This window comes from Noviherbaspirillum sp., assembly GCF_035254865.1.
Lineage (GTDB): Bacteria > Pseudomonadota > Gammaproteobacteria > Burkholderiales > Burkholderiaceae_D > Noviherbaspirillum.
In genome coordinates this window covers 1-15,504 of the sequence record NZ_DATFAF010000037.1, presented here as the reverse complement: position 1 = coordinate 15,504, position 15,504 = coordinate 1, and the positions used below count along the sequence as shown (strand labels likewise).

The 15,504-nt window shown below is 60.5% G+C and carries 21 protein-coding genes; 12 read left to right on the top strand and 9 right to left on the bottom strand.

Annotated features, from left to right (window positions below):
• Together VJ651_RS10065 and VJ651_RS10060 are read left to right on the top strand one after the other, a co-directional pair.
• On the top strand, positions 1-855 hold an 855-nt coding region (locus VJ651_RS10065; protein ID WP_324107328.1), incomplete at its 5' end, for a TRAP transporter large permease.
• 131 nt (positions 856-986) lie between these two features.
• Positions 987-1,547 carry a winged helix DNA-binding protein gene (locus VJ651_RS10060; RefSeq protein ID WP_324107327.1) on the top strand — a complete coding sequence of 187 codons (561 nt, stop codon included), beginning with the start codon at positions 987-989 and terminating at the stop codon, positions 1,545-1,547.
• A 3-nt stretch (positions 1,548-1,550) separates the two neighbouring features.
• Here VJ651_RS10060 and VJ651_RS10055 read toward each other — a convergent pair whose 3' ends face one another.
• On the bottom strand, positions 1,551-2,240 hold the full coding sequence (locus VJ651_RS10055) for a Crp/Fnr family transcriptional regulator (RefSeq protein ID WP_324107326.1): 690 nt from the start codon (positions 2,238-2,240) through the stop codon (positions 1,551-1,553).
• Between the two features lie 161 nt (positions 2,241-2,401).
• Between VJ651_RS10055 and rarD the strand changes: the two genes are divergently transcribed.
• Positions 2,402-3,286, top strand: a complete 885-nt coding sequence (gene rarD, locus VJ651_RS10050) for an EamA family transporter RarD (protein WP_324107325.1) — start codon at positions 2,402-2,404, stop codon at positions 3,284-3,286.
• Positions 3,287-3,331: 45 nt separating this feature from the next.
• On the opposite strand, the gene VJ651_RS10045 is transcribed toward rarD, so the two are convergent.
• A complete protein-coding gene (locus VJ651_RS10045) occupies positions 3,332-3,943 on the bottom strand; it encodes an OmpW/AlkL family protein (protein ID WP_292936762.1) in 612 nt (203 codons plus the stop codon).
• A 242-nt stretch (positions 3,944-4,185) separates the two neighbouring features.
• On the opposite strand from VJ651_RS10045, the gene ettA reads away from it, so the two are divergent.
• Positions 4,186-5,853, top strand: coding sequence for an energy-dependent translational throttle protein EttA (ettA, locus tag VJ651_RS10040; protein ID WP_324107324.1), 1,668 nt, complete (start codon positions 4,186-4,188; stop codon positions 5,851-5,853).
• Positions 5,854-5,907: 54 nt separating this feature from the next.
• On the opposite strand, the gene VJ651_RS10035 is transcribed toward ettA, so the two are convergent.
• The gene (locus VJ651_RS10035; RefSeq protein WP_324107323.1) at positions 5,908-6,306 is read right to left on the bottom strand and encodes a rhodanese-like domain-containing protein; all 399 of its coding nucleotides are present in this window, start codon (positions 6,304-6,306) and stop codon (positions 5,908-5,910) included.
• 383 nt (positions 6,307-6,689) lie between these two features.
• On the opposite strand from VJ651_RS10035, the gene VJ651_RS10030 reads away from it, so the two are divergent.
• Both VJ651_RS10030 and VJ651_RS10025 read left to right on the top strand, forming a co-directional pair.
• The gene (locus VJ651_RS10030) at positions 6,690-7,853 is read left to right on the top strand and encodes an SMP-30/gluconolactonase/LRE family protein (protein WP_324107322.1); all 1,164 of its coding nucleotides are present in this window, start codon (positions 6,690-6,692) and stop codon (positions 7,851-7,853) included.
• 369 nt (positions 7,854-8,222) lie between these two features.
• Positions 8,223-8,387: a hypothetical protein gene (locus VJ651_RS10025; RefSeq protein ID WP_324107321.1), complete on the top strand. Its 165-nt coding sequence runs from the start codon at positions 8,223-8,225 to the stop codon at positions 8,385-8,387.
• A gap of 45 nt (positions 8,388-8,432) precedes the next feature.
• On the opposite strand, the gene VJ651_RS10020 is transcribed toward VJ651_RS10025, so the two are convergent.
• Positions 8,433-9,782, bottom strand: a complete 1,350-nt coding sequence (locus VJ651_RS10020) for an OmpP1/FadL family transporter (protein WP_324107320.1) — start codon at positions 9,780-9,782, stop codon at positions 8,433-8,435.
• A gap of 349 nt (positions 9,783-10,131) precedes the next feature.
• Positions 10,132-10,350: a hypothetical protein gene (locus VJ651_RS10015; RefSeq protein ID WP_324107319.1), complete on the bottom strand. Its 219-nt coding sequence runs from the start codon at positions 10,348-10,350 to the stop codon at positions 10,132-10,134.
• A gap of 303 nt (positions 10,351-10,653) precedes the next feature.
• Between VJ651_RS10015 and VJ651_RS10010 the strand changes: the two genes are divergently transcribed.
• Complete coding sequence (locus tag VJ651_RS10010) at positions 10,654-11,490, top strand: type IV pili methyl-accepting chemotaxis transducer N-terminal domain-containing protein (protein WP_324107318.1); 837 nt, start codon at positions 10,654-10,656, stop codon at positions 11,488-11,490.
• A gap of 20 nt (positions 11,491-11,510) precedes the next feature.
• Here VJ651_RS10010 and VJ651_RS10005 read toward each other — a convergent pair whose 3' ends face one another.
• On the bottom strand, positions 11,511-11,726 hold the full coding sequence (locus VJ651_RS10005; protein WP_324107317.1) for a hypothetical protein: 216 nt from the start codon (positions 11,724-11,726) through the stop codon (positions 11,511-11,513).
• Positions 11,727-11,828: 102 nt separating this feature from the next.
• Between VJ651_RS10005 and VJ651_RS10000 the strand changes: the two genes are divergently transcribed.
• Positions 11,829-12,086 carry a hypothetical protein gene (locus tag VJ651_RS10000; RefSeq protein WP_324107316.1) on the top strand — a complete coding sequence of 86 codons (258 nt, stop codon included), beginning with the start codon at positions 11,829-11,831 and terminating at the stop codon, positions 12,084-12,086.
• Between the two features lie 7 nt (positions 12,087-12,093).
• Here VJ651_RS10000 and VJ651_RS09995 read toward each other — a convergent pair whose 3' ends face one another.
• Positions 12,094-12,327, bottom strand: a complete 234-nt coding sequence (locus VJ651_RS09995) for a hypothetical protein (protein ID WP_136419619.1) — start codon at positions 12,325-12,327, stop codon at positions 12,094-12,096.
• 194 nt (positions 12,328-12,521) lie between these two features.
• On the opposite strand from VJ651_RS09995, the gene VJ651_RS09990 reads away from it, so the two are divergent.
• Positions 12,522-13,067, top strand: coding sequence for a YbhB/YbcL family Raf kinase inhibitor-like protein (locus VJ651_RS09990; RefSeq protein ID WP_324107315.1), 546 nt, complete (start codon positions 12,522-12,524; stop codon positions 13,065-13,067).
• A 162-nt stretch (positions 13,068-13,229) separates the two neighbouring features.
• A complete protein-coding gene (locus VJ651_RS09985; protein WP_324107314.1) occupies positions 13,230-13,400 on the top strand; it encodes a hypothetical protein in 171 nt (56 codons plus the stop codon).
• A gap of 39 nt (positions 13,401-13,439) precedes the next feature.
• Here VJ651_RS09985 and VJ651_RS09980 read toward each other — a convergent pair whose 3' ends face one another.
• The gene (locus VJ651_RS09980; protein WP_324107313.1) at positions 13,440-14,120 is read right to left on the bottom strand and encodes a class I SAM-dependent methyltransferase; all 681 of its coding nucleotides are present in this window, start codon (positions 14,118-14,120) and stop codon (positions 13,440-13,442) included.
• Positions 14,121-14,311: 191 nt separating this feature from the next.
• Here VJ651_RS09980 and VJ651_RS09975 point away from each other — a divergent pair, with 191 nt between their 5' ends.
• Both VJ651_RS09975 and VJ651_RS09970 read left to right on the top strand, forming a co-directional pair.
• Positions 14,312-14,524, top strand: a complete 213-nt coding sequence (locus VJ651_RS09975) for a hypothetical protein (RefSeq protein ID WP_324107312.1) — start codon at positions 14,312-14,314, stop codon at positions 14,522-14,524.
• Between the two features lie 146 nt (positions 14,525-14,670).
• Positions 14,671-14,955, top strand: a complete 285-nt coding sequence (locus tag VJ651_RS09970) for a hypothetical protein (protein WP_324107311.1) — start codon at positions 14,671-14,673, stop codon at positions 14,953-14,955.
• 14 nt (positions 14,956-14,969) lie between these two features.
• Here VJ651_RS09970 and VJ651_RS09965 read toward each other — a convergent pair.
• Positions 14,970-15,504, bottom strand: a 535-nt coding sequence (locus VJ651_RS09965; RefSeq protein WP_324107310.1) for an ABC transporter permease, incomplete at its 5' end; no start/stop codon positions are given.

The following is a 15,504-nucleotide window of genomic DNA, read 5'->3' as shown; positions in this document are numbered from 1 at the left end:
GGCACGCTCGGGCTGCTGATTCCGCCGTCCATCATCATGATCGTGTACGGCGTGGCGGCCAATGTGTCGATTGCCGACCTGTTCATCGCCGGGGTGTTGCCGGGCCTGTTGCTGGCGGTGCTGTTCATGGGCTATGTGATGTTGTGGGCCTTGCGGCATCCGGACGCCATCCCGGCCGCCGGCGCGTCGACCAGCTTCGCCGAGAAGATCTATGCGTCGCGCCATCTGATCCCGGTCGTGACGCTGATCGTCGCGGTGCTGGGTTCGATCTATTCGGGCGTGGCCACCGCGACCGAAGCGGCGGCATTCGGCGTGGCCGGCGCATTGATGCTGGCACGTATCGAGGGTTCGCTGACCTGGGCCGCCTTCGTCGACGGCTTGATCGGCGCTACCCGCGTCTACTGCATGATCGGCCTGATCCTGGCCGGTGCCGCCTTCCTCACCTTGTCGATGGGCTTCATCGGCTTGCCGCGCCACCTGGCGGAATTCGTCGGCACGCTCAATCTGTCGCCCTTCATGCTGATCCTGGTCTTGATGGTGCTGTTCGTCGTGCTCGGCTGCTTCCTCGACGGCATCTCGATCGTGGTGCTGACCATCTCGGTGCTGCTGCCGACCGTACAGAAAGCGGGCATCGACCTGATTTGGTTCGGCATCTTCATCGTGCTGGTGGTCGAGATGGCGCAGATCACGCCGCCGGTCGGCTTCAACCTGTTCGTGCTGCAGGGCCTGACCAAGCGGGAAATCAGCCATATCGCGAAAACCGCATTCCCCATGTTCCTGCTCATGGTGGCGGCGGTGCTGCTGGTCTACTTCTTCCCCGACATCGTCACCGCGCTGCCGGCAAAAATGAAGTAAGTCAGAAAGTGCATCCTGCCGGCGACACCTCTGCCGGCAGGACACAGGCATTGTGGCAATGGCGCCCCGGATAATATACTGCTCACCTGACAGCCATCACTCACGCCGCACCGATTATCCGGAGTTCCGCAATGACGAAAGAAAAGAGCCCGTCGGACAACCCGACCGCCACCTCCCCCACACCGGCCTCCAAAGTGCCCATCGTCTCATCGGCCCACCTCGCGTCCGGCAAGAGCACGGAGCTGAGTGAATTTGAATTCGGCCTCATCATCGCCGGCAATGCATTCAATCGCTGGGCGGTACGCTGCATGGCGGCGGCCGGCATGAAGGACATGACGATCACCGATGTGCTCGTGCTGCATCACATCAACCATCGCGCTCGAGAGAAAAAACTCGCCGACATCGCCTTCATCCTCAATATCGAGGATACGCATGTGGTCAACTACTCTCTGAAGAAACTGCTGTCGCTCGGACTGGTGCAGACCGAGCGGCGCGGCAAGGAAGTGCTGTACTCGACCAACGATCGCGGCCGCGACCTGTGCAAGCGCTATTTCGAAATCCGCGAGCAGGTGCTGGTATCGAGTCTGAGCGGTGACGGCACCGAGAGTTTCGAGCTGGCCGAGCTGGCGCGCTATCTGCGCATGCTGTCGGGGCTGTACGATCAGGCTGCGCGCTCGGCGACGTCGCTGTGATCTCTACTTGGACTGGAAACTGCGCAAACCGTCCAGGTCGAGCACGGTAACGCCGCCATACTCCACGGTCACCAGTCCGGCTTCTTCCAGCCGCTTGAGCGAGATGTTGACGCGCTGGCGCGAAGCATTGCACAAGTAGCCCAGCTCCTCTTGTGAAATCTTCAATTTCAGGCTGATGCCCGGATTGAGATGCGGATTGAACAAGGCGGCCAGGCATCGCGCCAGCCGCGCGGTGGTGTCGAGCATGCGGTCGAATTCGACCAGCGAAATGAACATGCCGAGGCGCTCGTTCAGAAGCGTCATCACGAAGCGATTGAAACCGATGCTGTTGTCGAGCAGCCAGTGGAAGGTCGCGCGCGGCATCAGGGCAAGTCGCGAATCGCGCAAGGCGATGACGTCATATTGGCGCGGCCCGTCCTTGAGCAGCGATCCCTCGCCGAACCAGGCGCCGGCGAGCACGCCGGTGAAGGTGATGATCTTGCCCTCCGGCGAAACGCAGCTCATCTTCAGCAAGCCGTCCATCGTGCCCACCCAGTAGTCGACCGACTCGCCCTTGCGGCAGGCGTAGCCGCCAGCGGGAACGAAGCGTTCGATCGTATCCGCCTCCACGCGCGCCAGTTGATCGGCGGTGAGCGATTTGGCCCATGCGGCATCGCGAAGCATGTTGAGAAGCGGGTCGGAAGGGGAGCTCATGATGTGCAATCGACAAGTGATACGACTGATGAAAGGAGGAACACAGGGCATTGTGCCAACGCCCTGTTCGCGGCGCAATCTCGCAGATCAGTACTTTACCGCGAACGCTCGATTTCTGAATTGCTGGGATAATAAGCGCCTGTCTTTTTGAGCGACCGATTATGCAAGCTGGAATACTGTACGCCGCCTGTGCGTATGCCATCTGGGGCGTGTTCCCCGTCTACTTCAAGGCCTTGCAAGCCGTTCCCCCGGTCGAAATCCTGTTGCATCGCATGGTCTGGTCGCTGGTGTTCGTCGTGATCGTGCTCGCGTGGCGCAAGCAGTGGTCGTGGCTGGCGGACGTGGCGCGCAAGCCGAAGGTGCTGGCGGGTTTCGCTGCCAGCGCGCTGGCACTCTCGGGCAACTGGTTCATCTACATCTGGGCGGTCAACAACGGACGCGTGGTCGATTCCAGCCTGGGTTATTTCATCAATCCGCTGTTCAGCGTGCTGCTCGGTTATCTCATCCTCGGCGAGCGCCTGCGCCCGGCGCAATGGGCGGCAGTCGCGCTGGCGGCCGGCGGCGTGTTGTGGCTGACCTGGCATACGGCGCAATTGCCCTGGATCGCGCTCGCACTGGCCACCACCTTCGGCCTGTATGGATTGCTGCGCAAGACGGCGTCGCTCGGCGCGCTGGAAGGCTTTTCGCTGGAAACGATGCTGCTCTTTCCGATCGCACTGGGCAGCCTGCTGCTGCTCGCCTCGCATCAGCAGAACAGTTTTGCCGGCGCGCCCGTTTCCCAGCAATTGCTGCTGCTGGCGGCCGGTCCGATCACGGCGGTACCGCTCCTGATGTTCGCCTACGGCGCACGCCGCATTCCGCTCTCGCTGCTCGGCCTGCTGCAGTACATCGGCCCGACTCTGCAACTCCTGCTCGGCGTCTGGCTTTACCACGAACCCTTCGGGAATGTGAAGCTGATCGGATTTTCATTGATCTGGAGTGCGCTGGCGGTCTACACACTGGAAGGCTTGTGGCGGAACTGGCGAATGAAACAGCCTGCGTCCTAGAAAAAAAGCCGGTCGATCGACCGGCTTTTTTTCGGCGAGACGCAATCAGAAGCGATAGCCGACACCCAGGCCGATCAGCAGCGGATCAACCTTGACCGCGCTGACCTTGGCGCCACTTACCATCACATCGCTGCGGATCTGGACTTTTTTCACGTCCAGGTTGAGCGACCAGTTCTTGTCAATCTTGAAATCCACGCCGGCCTGCAGCGCGAGTCCGAAGCTGTGGTGATCGAGCGAGCCGGCACCGTTGAGCAAGCTGACGCTGGAGATGTTGGTGTAGTTCACGCCGGCACCAAGGTAAGGGCTCACTTGCGCCGCAGGCATGAAGTGATATTGCAGCGTCAGCGTCGGCGGCAGGTGCTTGAAGGTGCCGATCTTGGTGCCGGAGAGGAAGACATCATGCTTCTGCGGATAGGTCAGGATCAGCTCGGCCGCGATGTTCGGTGAGAAGAAATAGGAAATATCGACTTCCGGAATGGTCTTGTTGCTGACCGTGATGGCGTCGGCCGGCAGCGCGAGCGGACCGCCTGCGTCGGATTTGTCCGCCGGGTCGATCTGCACGGCGCGGGCGCGGATTTGCCACGGGCTTTGCTGTGCGAATGCGTGGGATGCGAGGCCAAGTGCTGCAAGGGCAAGGATGACTGCTGACTTCTTCATTGCGAGTACCTTTTGGTTGGTTGGACATGAAACTGCCAAGCAATTTATTCCCGCAGCGCAGCAGAATCGTTGATCCAGATCAACTAATAACCACTTCATTAGTAGGGCCTTATTCCCGCTCAATGGAGATTTCGGGCGTTTGTGATATATCCCCGCCGCGCACCGCCTTCCCGCCCCGCGGCTCATCCCGATCGGTTATCCTTGCACACTCTTCTTTTCATTGGCTTCATCGCATAATTCCTATGGCTCAATACGTCTACACCATGAATCGCGTGGGCAAAATCGTCCCGCCCAAGCGACAGATTCTCAAGGACATTTCCCTGTCCTTTTTCCCGGGCGCCAAGATCGGCGTGCTCGGCCTGAACGGCTCCGGCAAATCGACGCTGCTCAAGATCATGGCCGGCGTCGACAAGGAAATCGAAGGCGAAGCCGTGCCCATGCCCGGCCTGAACATCGGCTACCTGCCGCAGGAGCCGCAGCTCGATCCGGACAACACGGTGCGCCAGGCGGTGGAATCCGCGCTGGGCGAAGTGTTCGAAGCGCAGGCCAAACTCGACGCCGTGTATGCGGCCTATGCCGAGCCGGATGCGGATTTCGATGCGCTCGCCGCCGAGCAGGCGCGTCTGGAAGCGATCATCGCCGCCAGCGACGGCAACACGCTCAACCAGCAACTGGAAATGGCCGCCGACGCGCTGCGCCTGCCGCCCTGGGATGCCAGGATCGGCGTGCTGTCGGGCGGCGAGAAGCGCCGCGTCGCACTGTGCCGCCTGCTCTTGTCCAAGCCCGACATGCTGCTGCTGGACGAGCCCACCAACCACCTCGATGCGGAATCGGTGGACTGGTTGGAGCAATTCCTGCAACGCTTCCCCGGCACCGTGGTCGCCATCACCCATGATCGCTACTTCCTCGACAACGCGGCCGAATGGATTCTCGAACTCGACCGCGGCCATGGCATTCCGTGGAAGGGCAATTACAGCTCCTGGCTGGAGCAGAAGGAAGCCCGCCTGAAGCAGGAAGAGTCGAGCGAATCCGCGCGCCAGAAAACCATCCAGAAGGAACTGGAGTGGGTGCGCCAGAATCCGAAGGGCCGCCAGGCCAAGAGCAAGGCGCGTCTGGCCCGCTTCAACGAGTTGAGCGAATACGAATACCAGAAGCGCAACGAGACGCAGGAAATCTTCATCCCGGTCGCGGAGCGCCTCGGTAACGAAGTGATCGAGTTCAAGAACGTGAGCAAGGCTTTCGGCGACCGCCTGCTGATCGACAACCTGAGCTTCAAGGTGCCCGCCGGCGCGATCGTCGGCATCATCGGTCCGAACGGCGCCGGCAAGTCGACGCTGTTCAAGATGATCGCGGGCAAGGAGCAACCGGACAGCGGCGAAGTGGTGGTCGGCCCGACCGCCAAGATCTCGCTGGTGGAGCAGTCGCGCGAAGACCTCAACAACAAGAAGACCGTGTGGGAAGACGTGTCGAACGGCGCCGACATTCTCACCGTCGGCCGCTTCGAAATGCCCTCACGCGCCTATCTCGGCCGCTTCAACTTCAAGGGCGGGGATCAGCAGAAGATCGTCGGCAATCTGTCCGGCGGCGAACGCGGCCGCCTGCATCTGGCCAAGACGCTGCTCATGGGCGGCAACGTGCTGCTGCTGGACGAACCGTCCAACGACCTCGACGTGGAAACGCTGCGCGCGCTGGAAGACGCCTTGCTGGAATTCGCCGGCAGCGTGATGGTGATCTCGCATGATCGCTGGTTCCTCGACCGCATCGCCACCCACATCCTTTCGTTCGAGGGCGATTCGCAGGTGGTGTTCTTTGACGGGAATTACCAGGAGTACGAAGCCGACAAGAAGAAGCGCCTCGGCGAGGAGGGTGCCAAGCCGAAGCGGGTCCGCTTCAAGCCGGTCACGCGTTGATGCTTTGCTGACTGCACGGGCGGAAGACGCTGCGCGTCTCCGCCTTGTGCACTGTTAATTCATTCCTTTCGCCAAGGGCAGGCCGTTCCTTTCCCAGGCAATCATCCCGCCTTCCACATTTTTCGCATCGGTGAAGCCGGCCTTGCGAAGCATTTCCGTCGCCACTGCGGAGCGTCTGCCGGAGTGGCAGATCAGCACTACGGTCTTGTTGCGGTAGCCTTCGATTTCCTTCAATCGCGCCCCCAGTTGCCCAAGCGGGATCAGGGTGCTTCCGGGTGCGTGGCCGCTGGTGTATTCATCGGCTTCGCGCACGTCGAGCAATAGTGCACCCTGGCTTTTCATCTGCAGCGCCTGCTTCACGTCGACGCTGCGCAGGTCTTGTGCCTGCGCAATACCCATGCTCGTCGCAAGCATGAGGCAAAGGGCAAGGCGAACTAAAGTGCGTTTTTGCATGTTGCGCTTCCTGTCGTGTTCAATACGGCATAAAGCATAACGCAAGCAGTCGGGATGCGTTGGCCTGTCGATAATTCTCGCGCGTGTACTTCTTGCGAGTTGCTCTGGAATGGGTCAAACCAGCGGTGCCGGCAGCGCGGGCGAAGCAATGAGCGGCCCGGGCACCACCCAGATGAATAATCCGAACAACTTCACGTCAAGCATTTATTTCGGCGATTGAGTCTTTGCTGACGATACCTGTCTGTTCGCAGGCAGGCATCGCCATCGATCGCTCAAACGGGCGCGAGCAACGCCGCTCCGGCTGATTGAGCGGCGCACCCCTTGCGCAATTGTTCATTTGACATGATCATCATGGCAATTTAAACAACAAGGGAGACACTCTCGTGCTACGCAAGACACTGCTCGTCATCGTTATTCTGTTCCTGGCCCTGGTCGCTTATCTGCTGCTCGCGCCCGTGCCGGTTGACCCCAAAGCCTGGAACGCGCCGCAAGACGCCGGCTATGTCGGCGCGCATGCAAGGAACACCCGCCTGGCCGGGCTCACGATGCTTGCGATGGGTGGCGCTACCGGTCCCGAGCATGTTGCCCTTGGTCCCGACGGCAAGCTGTATGCGGCCGTGGATGGCGGCAGGATCGTGCGCATGAACGCCGACGGCTCCGCACCCGAGGTATGGGCAGCGACCGGTGGTCGGGTGCTCGGTTTCGATTTCGATGCGCGCGGCCGCCTGATCGCCGCCGATGCGATGCGCGGAGTGCTGGCGCTCGAAGTCGGCGTCGGACTCGATGCCGGCAAGACGGCCGAAGTGCTGGTCGACAAGGTCAGGCTCGATGATGGCGACGATCCGATCCGTTACGCGGATGCGGTCGTGGTGGCGAAGGATGGCAAGATCTATTTCACCGACGCGTCGCGCCGCTTCGGCGCAAGGGAATGGGGCGGCACCTTCGAGGCGAGCGTACTCGACATCATTGAACACGCCGCCACCGGCCGCGTGCTGGTGCATGACCCTGTCAACCATCGCACCGAGGTGGTGATGAACGACCTGGCCTTCGCCAACGGACTGGCGCTGTCCGCCGACGAGAAGTCGCTGTTTGTGGCCGAGACCGGCGAATATCGCGTGTGGAAGGTGGACGTGAATGCGCGCGTATTAAGCGCGAAGGCATCGCTGAGCGGAACGCCTCAGGCACGTCTCGTGCTGTCGAATCTGCCCGGCTATCCGGACAATCTGATGCGCGGGATGCAAGGCCGCATCTGGCTCGGCTTCACCAAACCGCGCGGCGCGGCGATCGACAAGATGGCCGGCAAGCCCTTCCTGCGCAAGATCACCATGCGTTTGCCCAAGTCGATGTGGCCGGTGCCGCCCGCCTATGGCCATGTGATCGCATTCGATGAAGACGGCAAAGTCGTCGCCGACCTGCAGGACCCGAGCGGAGCCTACCCGGAGACGACCGGCGTGACCGAAACATCCGACCGCCTCTACATACAAAGCCTGCATGCCCCGGCGCTCGGCTGGATGGAAAAGGCACGCGCCGGACTGAAGCCGCTGTAGGAAATTTTCGTCATCCGCGGGTCGTGCAAGGACAAGTTTGCGCGGCCCGCGACTTCGCATTCCTGCCCCGCACGCCGTTCCCGCTGACGCCTGCAGAAGTTGTGATGCAGCCATGATTTTCCGGCCATCAAACGACAACCATGTCGGCGCCTTGCGCTTCCTGCCAGCCATGGACAAGCGCGAAAATCGCTGCAAATTTTCTGCATCTCCATGTCCTCTGCGATAAATCAAACCTGTGTGCATCGCACCACTCTCCGGTAGTGATTCACAGAGGCGGCATCTATATTGAAGCCATCACGAATTGAAACGCGCTTCAAAACGAAACGCGTTCTTAATCAGGGAGGATTCATTTGCATCGGAGATACTGTCATGAAAGCCCTTCCTATTATTCTCGCAGCAATCTTGTTGGCAGGCTGCGCCGGAACACGCATGCAGGACACAAGCGGCATGAGCGGAACCAGCGGTGCCAGCGCCGGCGACGACCTCTATCAATTTCAGCATCAGAAACCCGGCGACACGTATTTCGGCGATTGATGGCAACATGATCGGCTCGCTGCCATCGCCGCGGTAGCGGTCCGTTCAGAACAAGCGGTTGTACTGCACGCTCAAGATATTCACATCGTTGTTGTAATCGCCAATCAGCGTTCCGCCCACCGGCGGTTCCGCCTTGTTGATCGATGCATCGTGCACAAACAGGTGGGCGAAACCGACGTCCCAGCTGTCGTGCCGTGAAGGCTTGAACTGCGCGCCGAACGCCAGCCAGCGGCGGTTCGCATCGGGAACGCGCGGCGTGCGCAAGCCATTGGGCACTGGCGTCTGGTCGAACGCGATGCCGCCGCGCAGTTTCCATGTGTCGTTATGGCGATAATTGACGCCCAGCGATACGCGCCAGGTGTTGCGCCACTGCTCGGGCGTGACACTGTCGGGCGCGCCGTTGTTGAAGTGAATGCGCAGTTCCTTGAAACGACTCCAGTGCATCCATGTCGCATCAGCCATGGCTGCCCATTTCCGGTTGAGATCGGCATACGCGCTCATGCTGAACGAATCGGGCAAGGTCAGGCCGGCGCTCACGCCGGTGTCGGTAAAGACGGGCGACGCCGCGAGCGGCGCAGGCAAACCTGCCGGGCGGCTATAACTCGCATCGCCGGACAAGCTGTGCGTGATCTTGGAACGGTAGGCGACGCCGAAGCGCATGCTTTCATTCGGCGTGAACAGCGCGCCGAGGTTGAATCCGTAGCCCCAGTCATTGCCTTCCACGCTGACGGCGCCATCCCTCGATTGCGGCAGGAAGCCGGCCGGCGCGCAGGCGGCCGGGCCGAGGCTGCCGACGCATACCGTACCGAAATCAATCGCGCGCGACAGATCGACTTTGATGTACTGCGCGCTGATGCCGGCACCAAGGGAAACCTGGTCGTTGGCCTGGTACGCGAGCACAGGATTGATGTTGACCGTCTTGAGTTCCGACTTGAGCGCCTGGTAGCGTCCTACCCAGCCGGCGTCATATTCGGTCTTGAGGCCGAACGGTGCCTGCACGCCGATGCCGAAACGCATGCGCGGATTGATGTCCATCGCATAGAACAGCGCGGGCACGAAGGCCCAGTCGCCGGCATCGCCGCCGTTGCCGCCGGCAAGCGGCCCGCCGGTGGCGCTCACCGAACCGCGATTGCTGAATTCCGCCGAGGGACGAATCGCCGCGCCGTTCACCATGAACTGACGTCCCGGCAAGCGTGCCAGACCGGCGGGATTGTAGAAGATGGTGCCGACATCTTCGGCCGCCGCGGCGCCGCCGGCATGCGCGTTGCCGAGGCTCGATGAACTCATCTCATTGAGGGCAAAGCCGCCCGCGTTCGCGGCACCGGAGAAAATCAGGGGAACAAGGCTGAGCAGGGATGAAGTGGATGCTGCGAGGGAGATGCTAAACCGTTTCATGTTGATGCCTCCTCATTGCCAGCGCCTTCGTAAGCGACGACGATGTGTCGCCGCTCCAGCTTGCGCCAGGATTGGAGCCTGATCAGGCTCTTAGGGCAGCCCTCCCGCACAAAGCCGCTGCATCCTTCGTTCGGACACTTGTCGCGCCTGCGATGCGCGACAGGAATTCTCGATTGATTGGCGCCGGCTGCGCCATTTTGTCAGGGGGCCGTACATGCACAGCACCATCAGTGTTCGGGATTTCCTGACTGAGCAATCTGACCATCGTCAAGCATCCATGCCGCGCCACGCCGGATTTCACGTATCTCCTTGCGAGCGATTGCATGAGCGCAATGCGGCCAGCACCGACTCACTGCAGTTCGCCGAGCATGCGATTGGCCAGCACCTTCGCTTCCACCAGCGCGCCTTCCTGCGTATCGAACACATCGACCGTCCGATGCACGACCTGCTCTGAAGTCGGCCGGCCATCGTGCAGCAGCAAGACCATGCCCTGGAACTTCCCGCTCGCCAATTCGTCAACCTGAATGTCGGCTCTCCAATGTACTTTGCGATAGGTCGCGGTTTCCATCGTCACCTCCTGTAATGCCTGTTATGGAAATCACAGCATAGGAAGCACACGCACGACGGTAAAGGTCGATCGTCACGATCATGCCCGCACGTGACCACGGCCTTGCGCAAGTTCGTGAGCCCAACTCCGTCGTCTGCGAGTAAGCAAGACTCACAGTCTCGCCCGCATCGCTCCCGGGAGGAAATGAATGTGGATCAATGTTCGGGCGTTTCTGCAATAGTCCAAGCTGCATATGGCCGGCTGCCATGCGATCCGGCACCATACGCTCGCATCATGCCGCCCATACGAAAGGAGAATTCATCTATGTTGCGTCAGGTGGTCAGTGCGCTCACGCTGGCAGTTTCCTGCTCGATCGTCGTCGCCGCCAATCCGCCCCCGACACCCGTGCCGGTGTCGCCGCGCGCGGTCGCGCCGGATGCGAGCGAGTTGATCAATGAAGCGGGGCGGCTTCGCATGCTCGCCGAACGCATGGGCAAGGCTTATGCGCAGCTCGCGCTCAACCTGATGCCGGACAAGGCGCAAGAGCAACTCGCGCAGTCGCAGAAGCACTTCGAGGAAAACCTGACCTTCATCAATCGCGCACCGCTCCCGCCACTGGCGAGGGTGGCGCTCGACGCCATTGCCGCGAGTTATCGCTCCTACGCGAAAGCGCTTGCGCTGCCGCCGAACAAGGCCAATGTGGTGGCGGTCCATCGACTGACAGACAAAATCGTTACCGATGCCGAGAACCTGACTGCCGTTTTCGAGGGACGCGCGCAGGCATCGAGTGCCGGCGTGGTCAATGCCTCGGGGCGTCAGCGCATGCTGTCGCAACGCATGGCCCGCCTGTATTTCGCGGCAGCGCTGGGCAATGGCAAGGCTGGCACCGAGCCGTATCGAACCGAATTCAAGAATACGCTGGCGGCCCTGGAGGCCTCGCCGCTAAGCAACACGCAGATCCGTCGCGAGATCGATCTGGCAAAGACGCAGTGGATGTTTTTCGAGCAGGCCCTGCTCGGTCGTGGCGACACGGCAAGCAACCTGAAAAATGTCGCCACCAGCAGCGAGCGCTTGCTGGAGACCATGGACAACCTCACCTCGCTCTACAGCAAGGCATTGCGCGCGGTGCTTGGCAATCTGCAACTCGACACAGCTAGTTAACCGGAACCGCTTTCCGCCGTTCATTCTTCCATGCCGTTGAGCGCCTCGATGTCGGCGATCGCCATGCGCAGCATCAGGTCCGGAGTGGCCTCGTGCGGCGCCATGCCGGACGCCATGGCATCGGGGAAGGATTTTTTCATCTGTCCATCGCGATGAATGAAATACTCCCCTTGATCGTACTCAATGGTATAGGTGTATTGTTTTCCCGCACGGCGCGTATATTCGTAGACTGGCATTTGTTCCCCCGTATGAAACCCTGATTTCCTGCCCTGCTACCAGACTAGCACCGCGTACGGAAAGGGAATGCGCGTTCCGTCAAGGGGGTGATGAATATACGCATGTATCCGCTTGAATTGCCGGAGGCCGCGATGGCACAGGAGACGATAGGTGAATTCGACATCGAATATTCGGGCATCCGGCTTGCCGATGTCGAAGGCTGGGGCGCCTATGTCGCGATCTACGGACCGTCTCACAATCCGATGCATAGGAACGAAGTGTTTCCGCACCAGCGCGTCGCGGTGGAGACCGTATTCCCGACCGAGCGCGCTGCCGAGGAAGAGGCACGCAAGATCGCGATGACGCTGCTCAAGCACTAGCGAATGTTCAATCGACCACGCCCTGATCGCGCAGCCAAGCCACCAGTTTTTGCATGTTCGGCTGATTGATTGAAATCGAATTCGACACCAGTTCGCCGTCCGATACTTCTTCCTTGATCTGGATATCGACCATGGAATCGTTTCCGGGATGCAGCGTCACGACCAGTTGCTCATTGTCTATCGCCGTCGTGTTCCGAATCACGGCTTGACCGGAATCGGACGCGTGGAATGTGGATTGCATAAAATTCTCCTGTGAGGGTGGCGCGCTTGGATTCATGCGCCGCAAACAATGTTTCGCCGCAAGATGGCACCTGCGGACTTGCGCCTCGTCCTTCATGCATGGTCGAAACCTTTGAGAACAGATTAGCCTTTTTTGAGGCGATTGCCAGAACCGCGTCCCGCCCTGCCGCGGGCGATCCATGAAAGGAGTCGCGCATGCGATACCTGAGCTCCGCGCTTTTTCTGTTCGCGCTCCTCGCTGGCGATGCCCTGGCGCAGGGCTTTCATGTCCGCAGCGCGGACGTCCGCGACAACACGACGCTCAAGTCCGACCAGGTATATCGGGGCAGTGGCTGCGAAGGCGGCAACCGGTCGCCGCAACTTGAATGGTCCGGGGCGCCATCGAACACCAGGAGCTTCGCCGTGACCATGCATGACCCGGACGCGGCGAACGGCAAGGGCTGGTGGCACTGGATCGTGATCGACATCCCCGGCTCGGTGACCCGGCTCGACAGCGGCGCCGGCAAGAAGGAAAAACTGCCGGATGGCGCGCGACATGGCCGCAACGATTTCGGCAGCTTCGATTTCGGCGGCGCCTGCCCGCCAAAGGGCGACAAGCCGCACCACTATGTGCTCACCGTGCACGCGCTCGATATCGACAAGCTGCCTGTCGCCGCCGATGCGCCGCCTGCATCGATCGCATCGGCCTTGCATGCCCATCAAATTGCGACAGCAACATTGACTGGCATCTATGGCCGCTGATCTCGGAAACCGATGCAATGGAAATGCGCATTTGTGTTAGCGAGCGGAATGCGAATGCGCAGCACCTTTGCGCCACATCACGCGCCGGTCATGTTGCCGATCACATGTGGAAGGTGCGCCGCCTATATTGATACCTCGTTTGACGCACCTTGGAGGTATGCAATGAAATCACTCATGATCACAGTCATGATCGCCCTACTGGCCGGCTGCTCCGGCATGGGAATGCATCGCAACACAGGCGGCAGTTCCGGGACGACGGGTGCGCAATCGGGCGCATCGGGCAATGCGGATTACTATCAACGCGATGACGGGTTCCATTCCTGGATCAATTGACAATGCTCGCAATCGCATGCAGTCCATGTTGCATTGACTTCAGTCTTTCTCCTTCCGGACCATCAGGAAAAAATGCGCCTTGATGCCGAAGACGCGTTTATGTCCGACATCGTGTTCCGGCTTGCCGGGTAGCAGACTGGCAAATTTGTACAGCGCGGCCGCGTCCACCAGATTGAGTTTCGATGCGGCCGCCGATCTATTCCTGCCCGACCACTTCAGCGCGCGCCACCACCACTTGCGCGGCAGCCAATGCAGGAACGGCAAGCGCGTGTTGAATTCGATCGGATAGCGCCGATTCGCGGTCGTCACGAACAAGCCCTTGCCGGATACGCGAGCCAGCTCCTGCACCAGCGCAAACTGTTTCCCGAAGTCGCCCACGCGCTCGATCACTTCGTTGCACACCACCCAGTCAAACTCACCGTCGTCATAAGGCAGGCGCATGTCGCCCGACGGCTGCCGCCGATTGCCAGCCGGCGTGCCGAGATGGAAGGTGGTGATGTTGGCGCGCTGCTGCGGGCCGCTCCACGCAAACAGATAATCCCCATGATCCGCCGCATCGTCGGGCAGTGCGACGCGCACATTCAGTACGCTTCCATTGTTGTCGCCCTGCTTGAAGGCCGTGAAAGCGTCGAACAGCTTGCGCCGCTGTGAAGAGAGGATCTTGTCGATAAATCCGCGCGGCGGCGCGACGTCATATTCCGCGTTAATCGCGTTTTTCAATTTGTATCTCCCTCGGCACGTGGAATTGGGATCGTTGCGTATTATTCAATGCGCCGGCACAGTCACGTTTTGTGCGAACACAACTTTCATGTCGGAGGTCTCGCTTTTCCCGTGGCATAACAGATTTACAGCAGGGAACATTGTCATGCGGAACCTGTCTACCGGGAACAAGGCTTCTCGAGAGGATGGAAATGCGCAAGATACAAGTCGGCGATACGGTGGCGTTCCGGCGCGAGATCGTCATGCAATGCAACGCAAGGGGCATCACCGAGTTTCGCGCCACCGTCACCCAGGCCTGCGACGGATGGCTGTTTCTCAGAGCAGCCGACGGCCGCGAGAAAGTCATGCCGGCAAACAGCATGTGCAAAGTCGGGCGCAACGGCGCGGTCCTCGAACTCGTCTGACCGGCAAATCCTCTCTTGCATACGCGCTTATCCCACATCAAGAAATTCCGATTTTCCCCATGTCGCGGCTGCGCTCGCGGCCATGCAAAGATGTAATCTTTTCTTGAGCAGAATCGCTCTGCCATGATCTTGCATCCATGGGAACCATGCACACAAGCGCATGCGACGAATGCCTCAAGTTGCCCTCGTTTGACGAGAGCCAGTGTCAACGCTGCCCACTTTTTCTGCTATTGACGCCGGATGCGCAGGACACGGACACGACACCCGGCCCCGCCGCGGCGGGAAAGCTGCGGCCGCTGCTGATCCTTGGCGTCGGCGTGATCAGCGCCGGCATCTGCGCTGCCATGCTCGACCTGGCAATGATCGCAGGCAGCCTGATCACCTTCGGCATCGGCGCCTGTCTCGCGGACCATCTCCTGCACACATCCTGAGTGCCCGGCACGGATCAGCGCGCCAGTCCCGGATAAAGCCTGGATGCGATGGCCAGAAGCACGGCGAAGGTCAACACCATCACGCTGAAACTCGTGCTTTGGGCGTAGGCACTCCTTCCGCCGACAATGATCACGCCGCGCAATGCGTCCACCAGATAGGTCAGCGGGTTGAATGCGGCAATCGATCTCAGCCAGGCCGGCATCAGCTCCAGCGGATAGATCGCATTCGACGCAAAGAACAAGGGCATCGTGAGCACCTGGCCGATGCCCATAAACCGTTCGCGCGTCTTGACGATGCAGGCGATGACCAGCGAGAACGTCGAGAAAATGCATGACCCAAGAAAAACGGCGGCGGCCATGATAAGTATCTGCTTCAACTCCCACCGTACGGCCACGCTCAGGGCAATGGCCACGAGATAGACCACGGTTGCCTGCACCAGCCCCCTCAAGCCCGCTGCCAGCGCCTTGCCGAGCACCAGCGCGCTGCGGTGCGCCGGGGTGACCAGCAGCTTGTGGACGATGCCCAGATCACGCTCCCAAATGATCGCG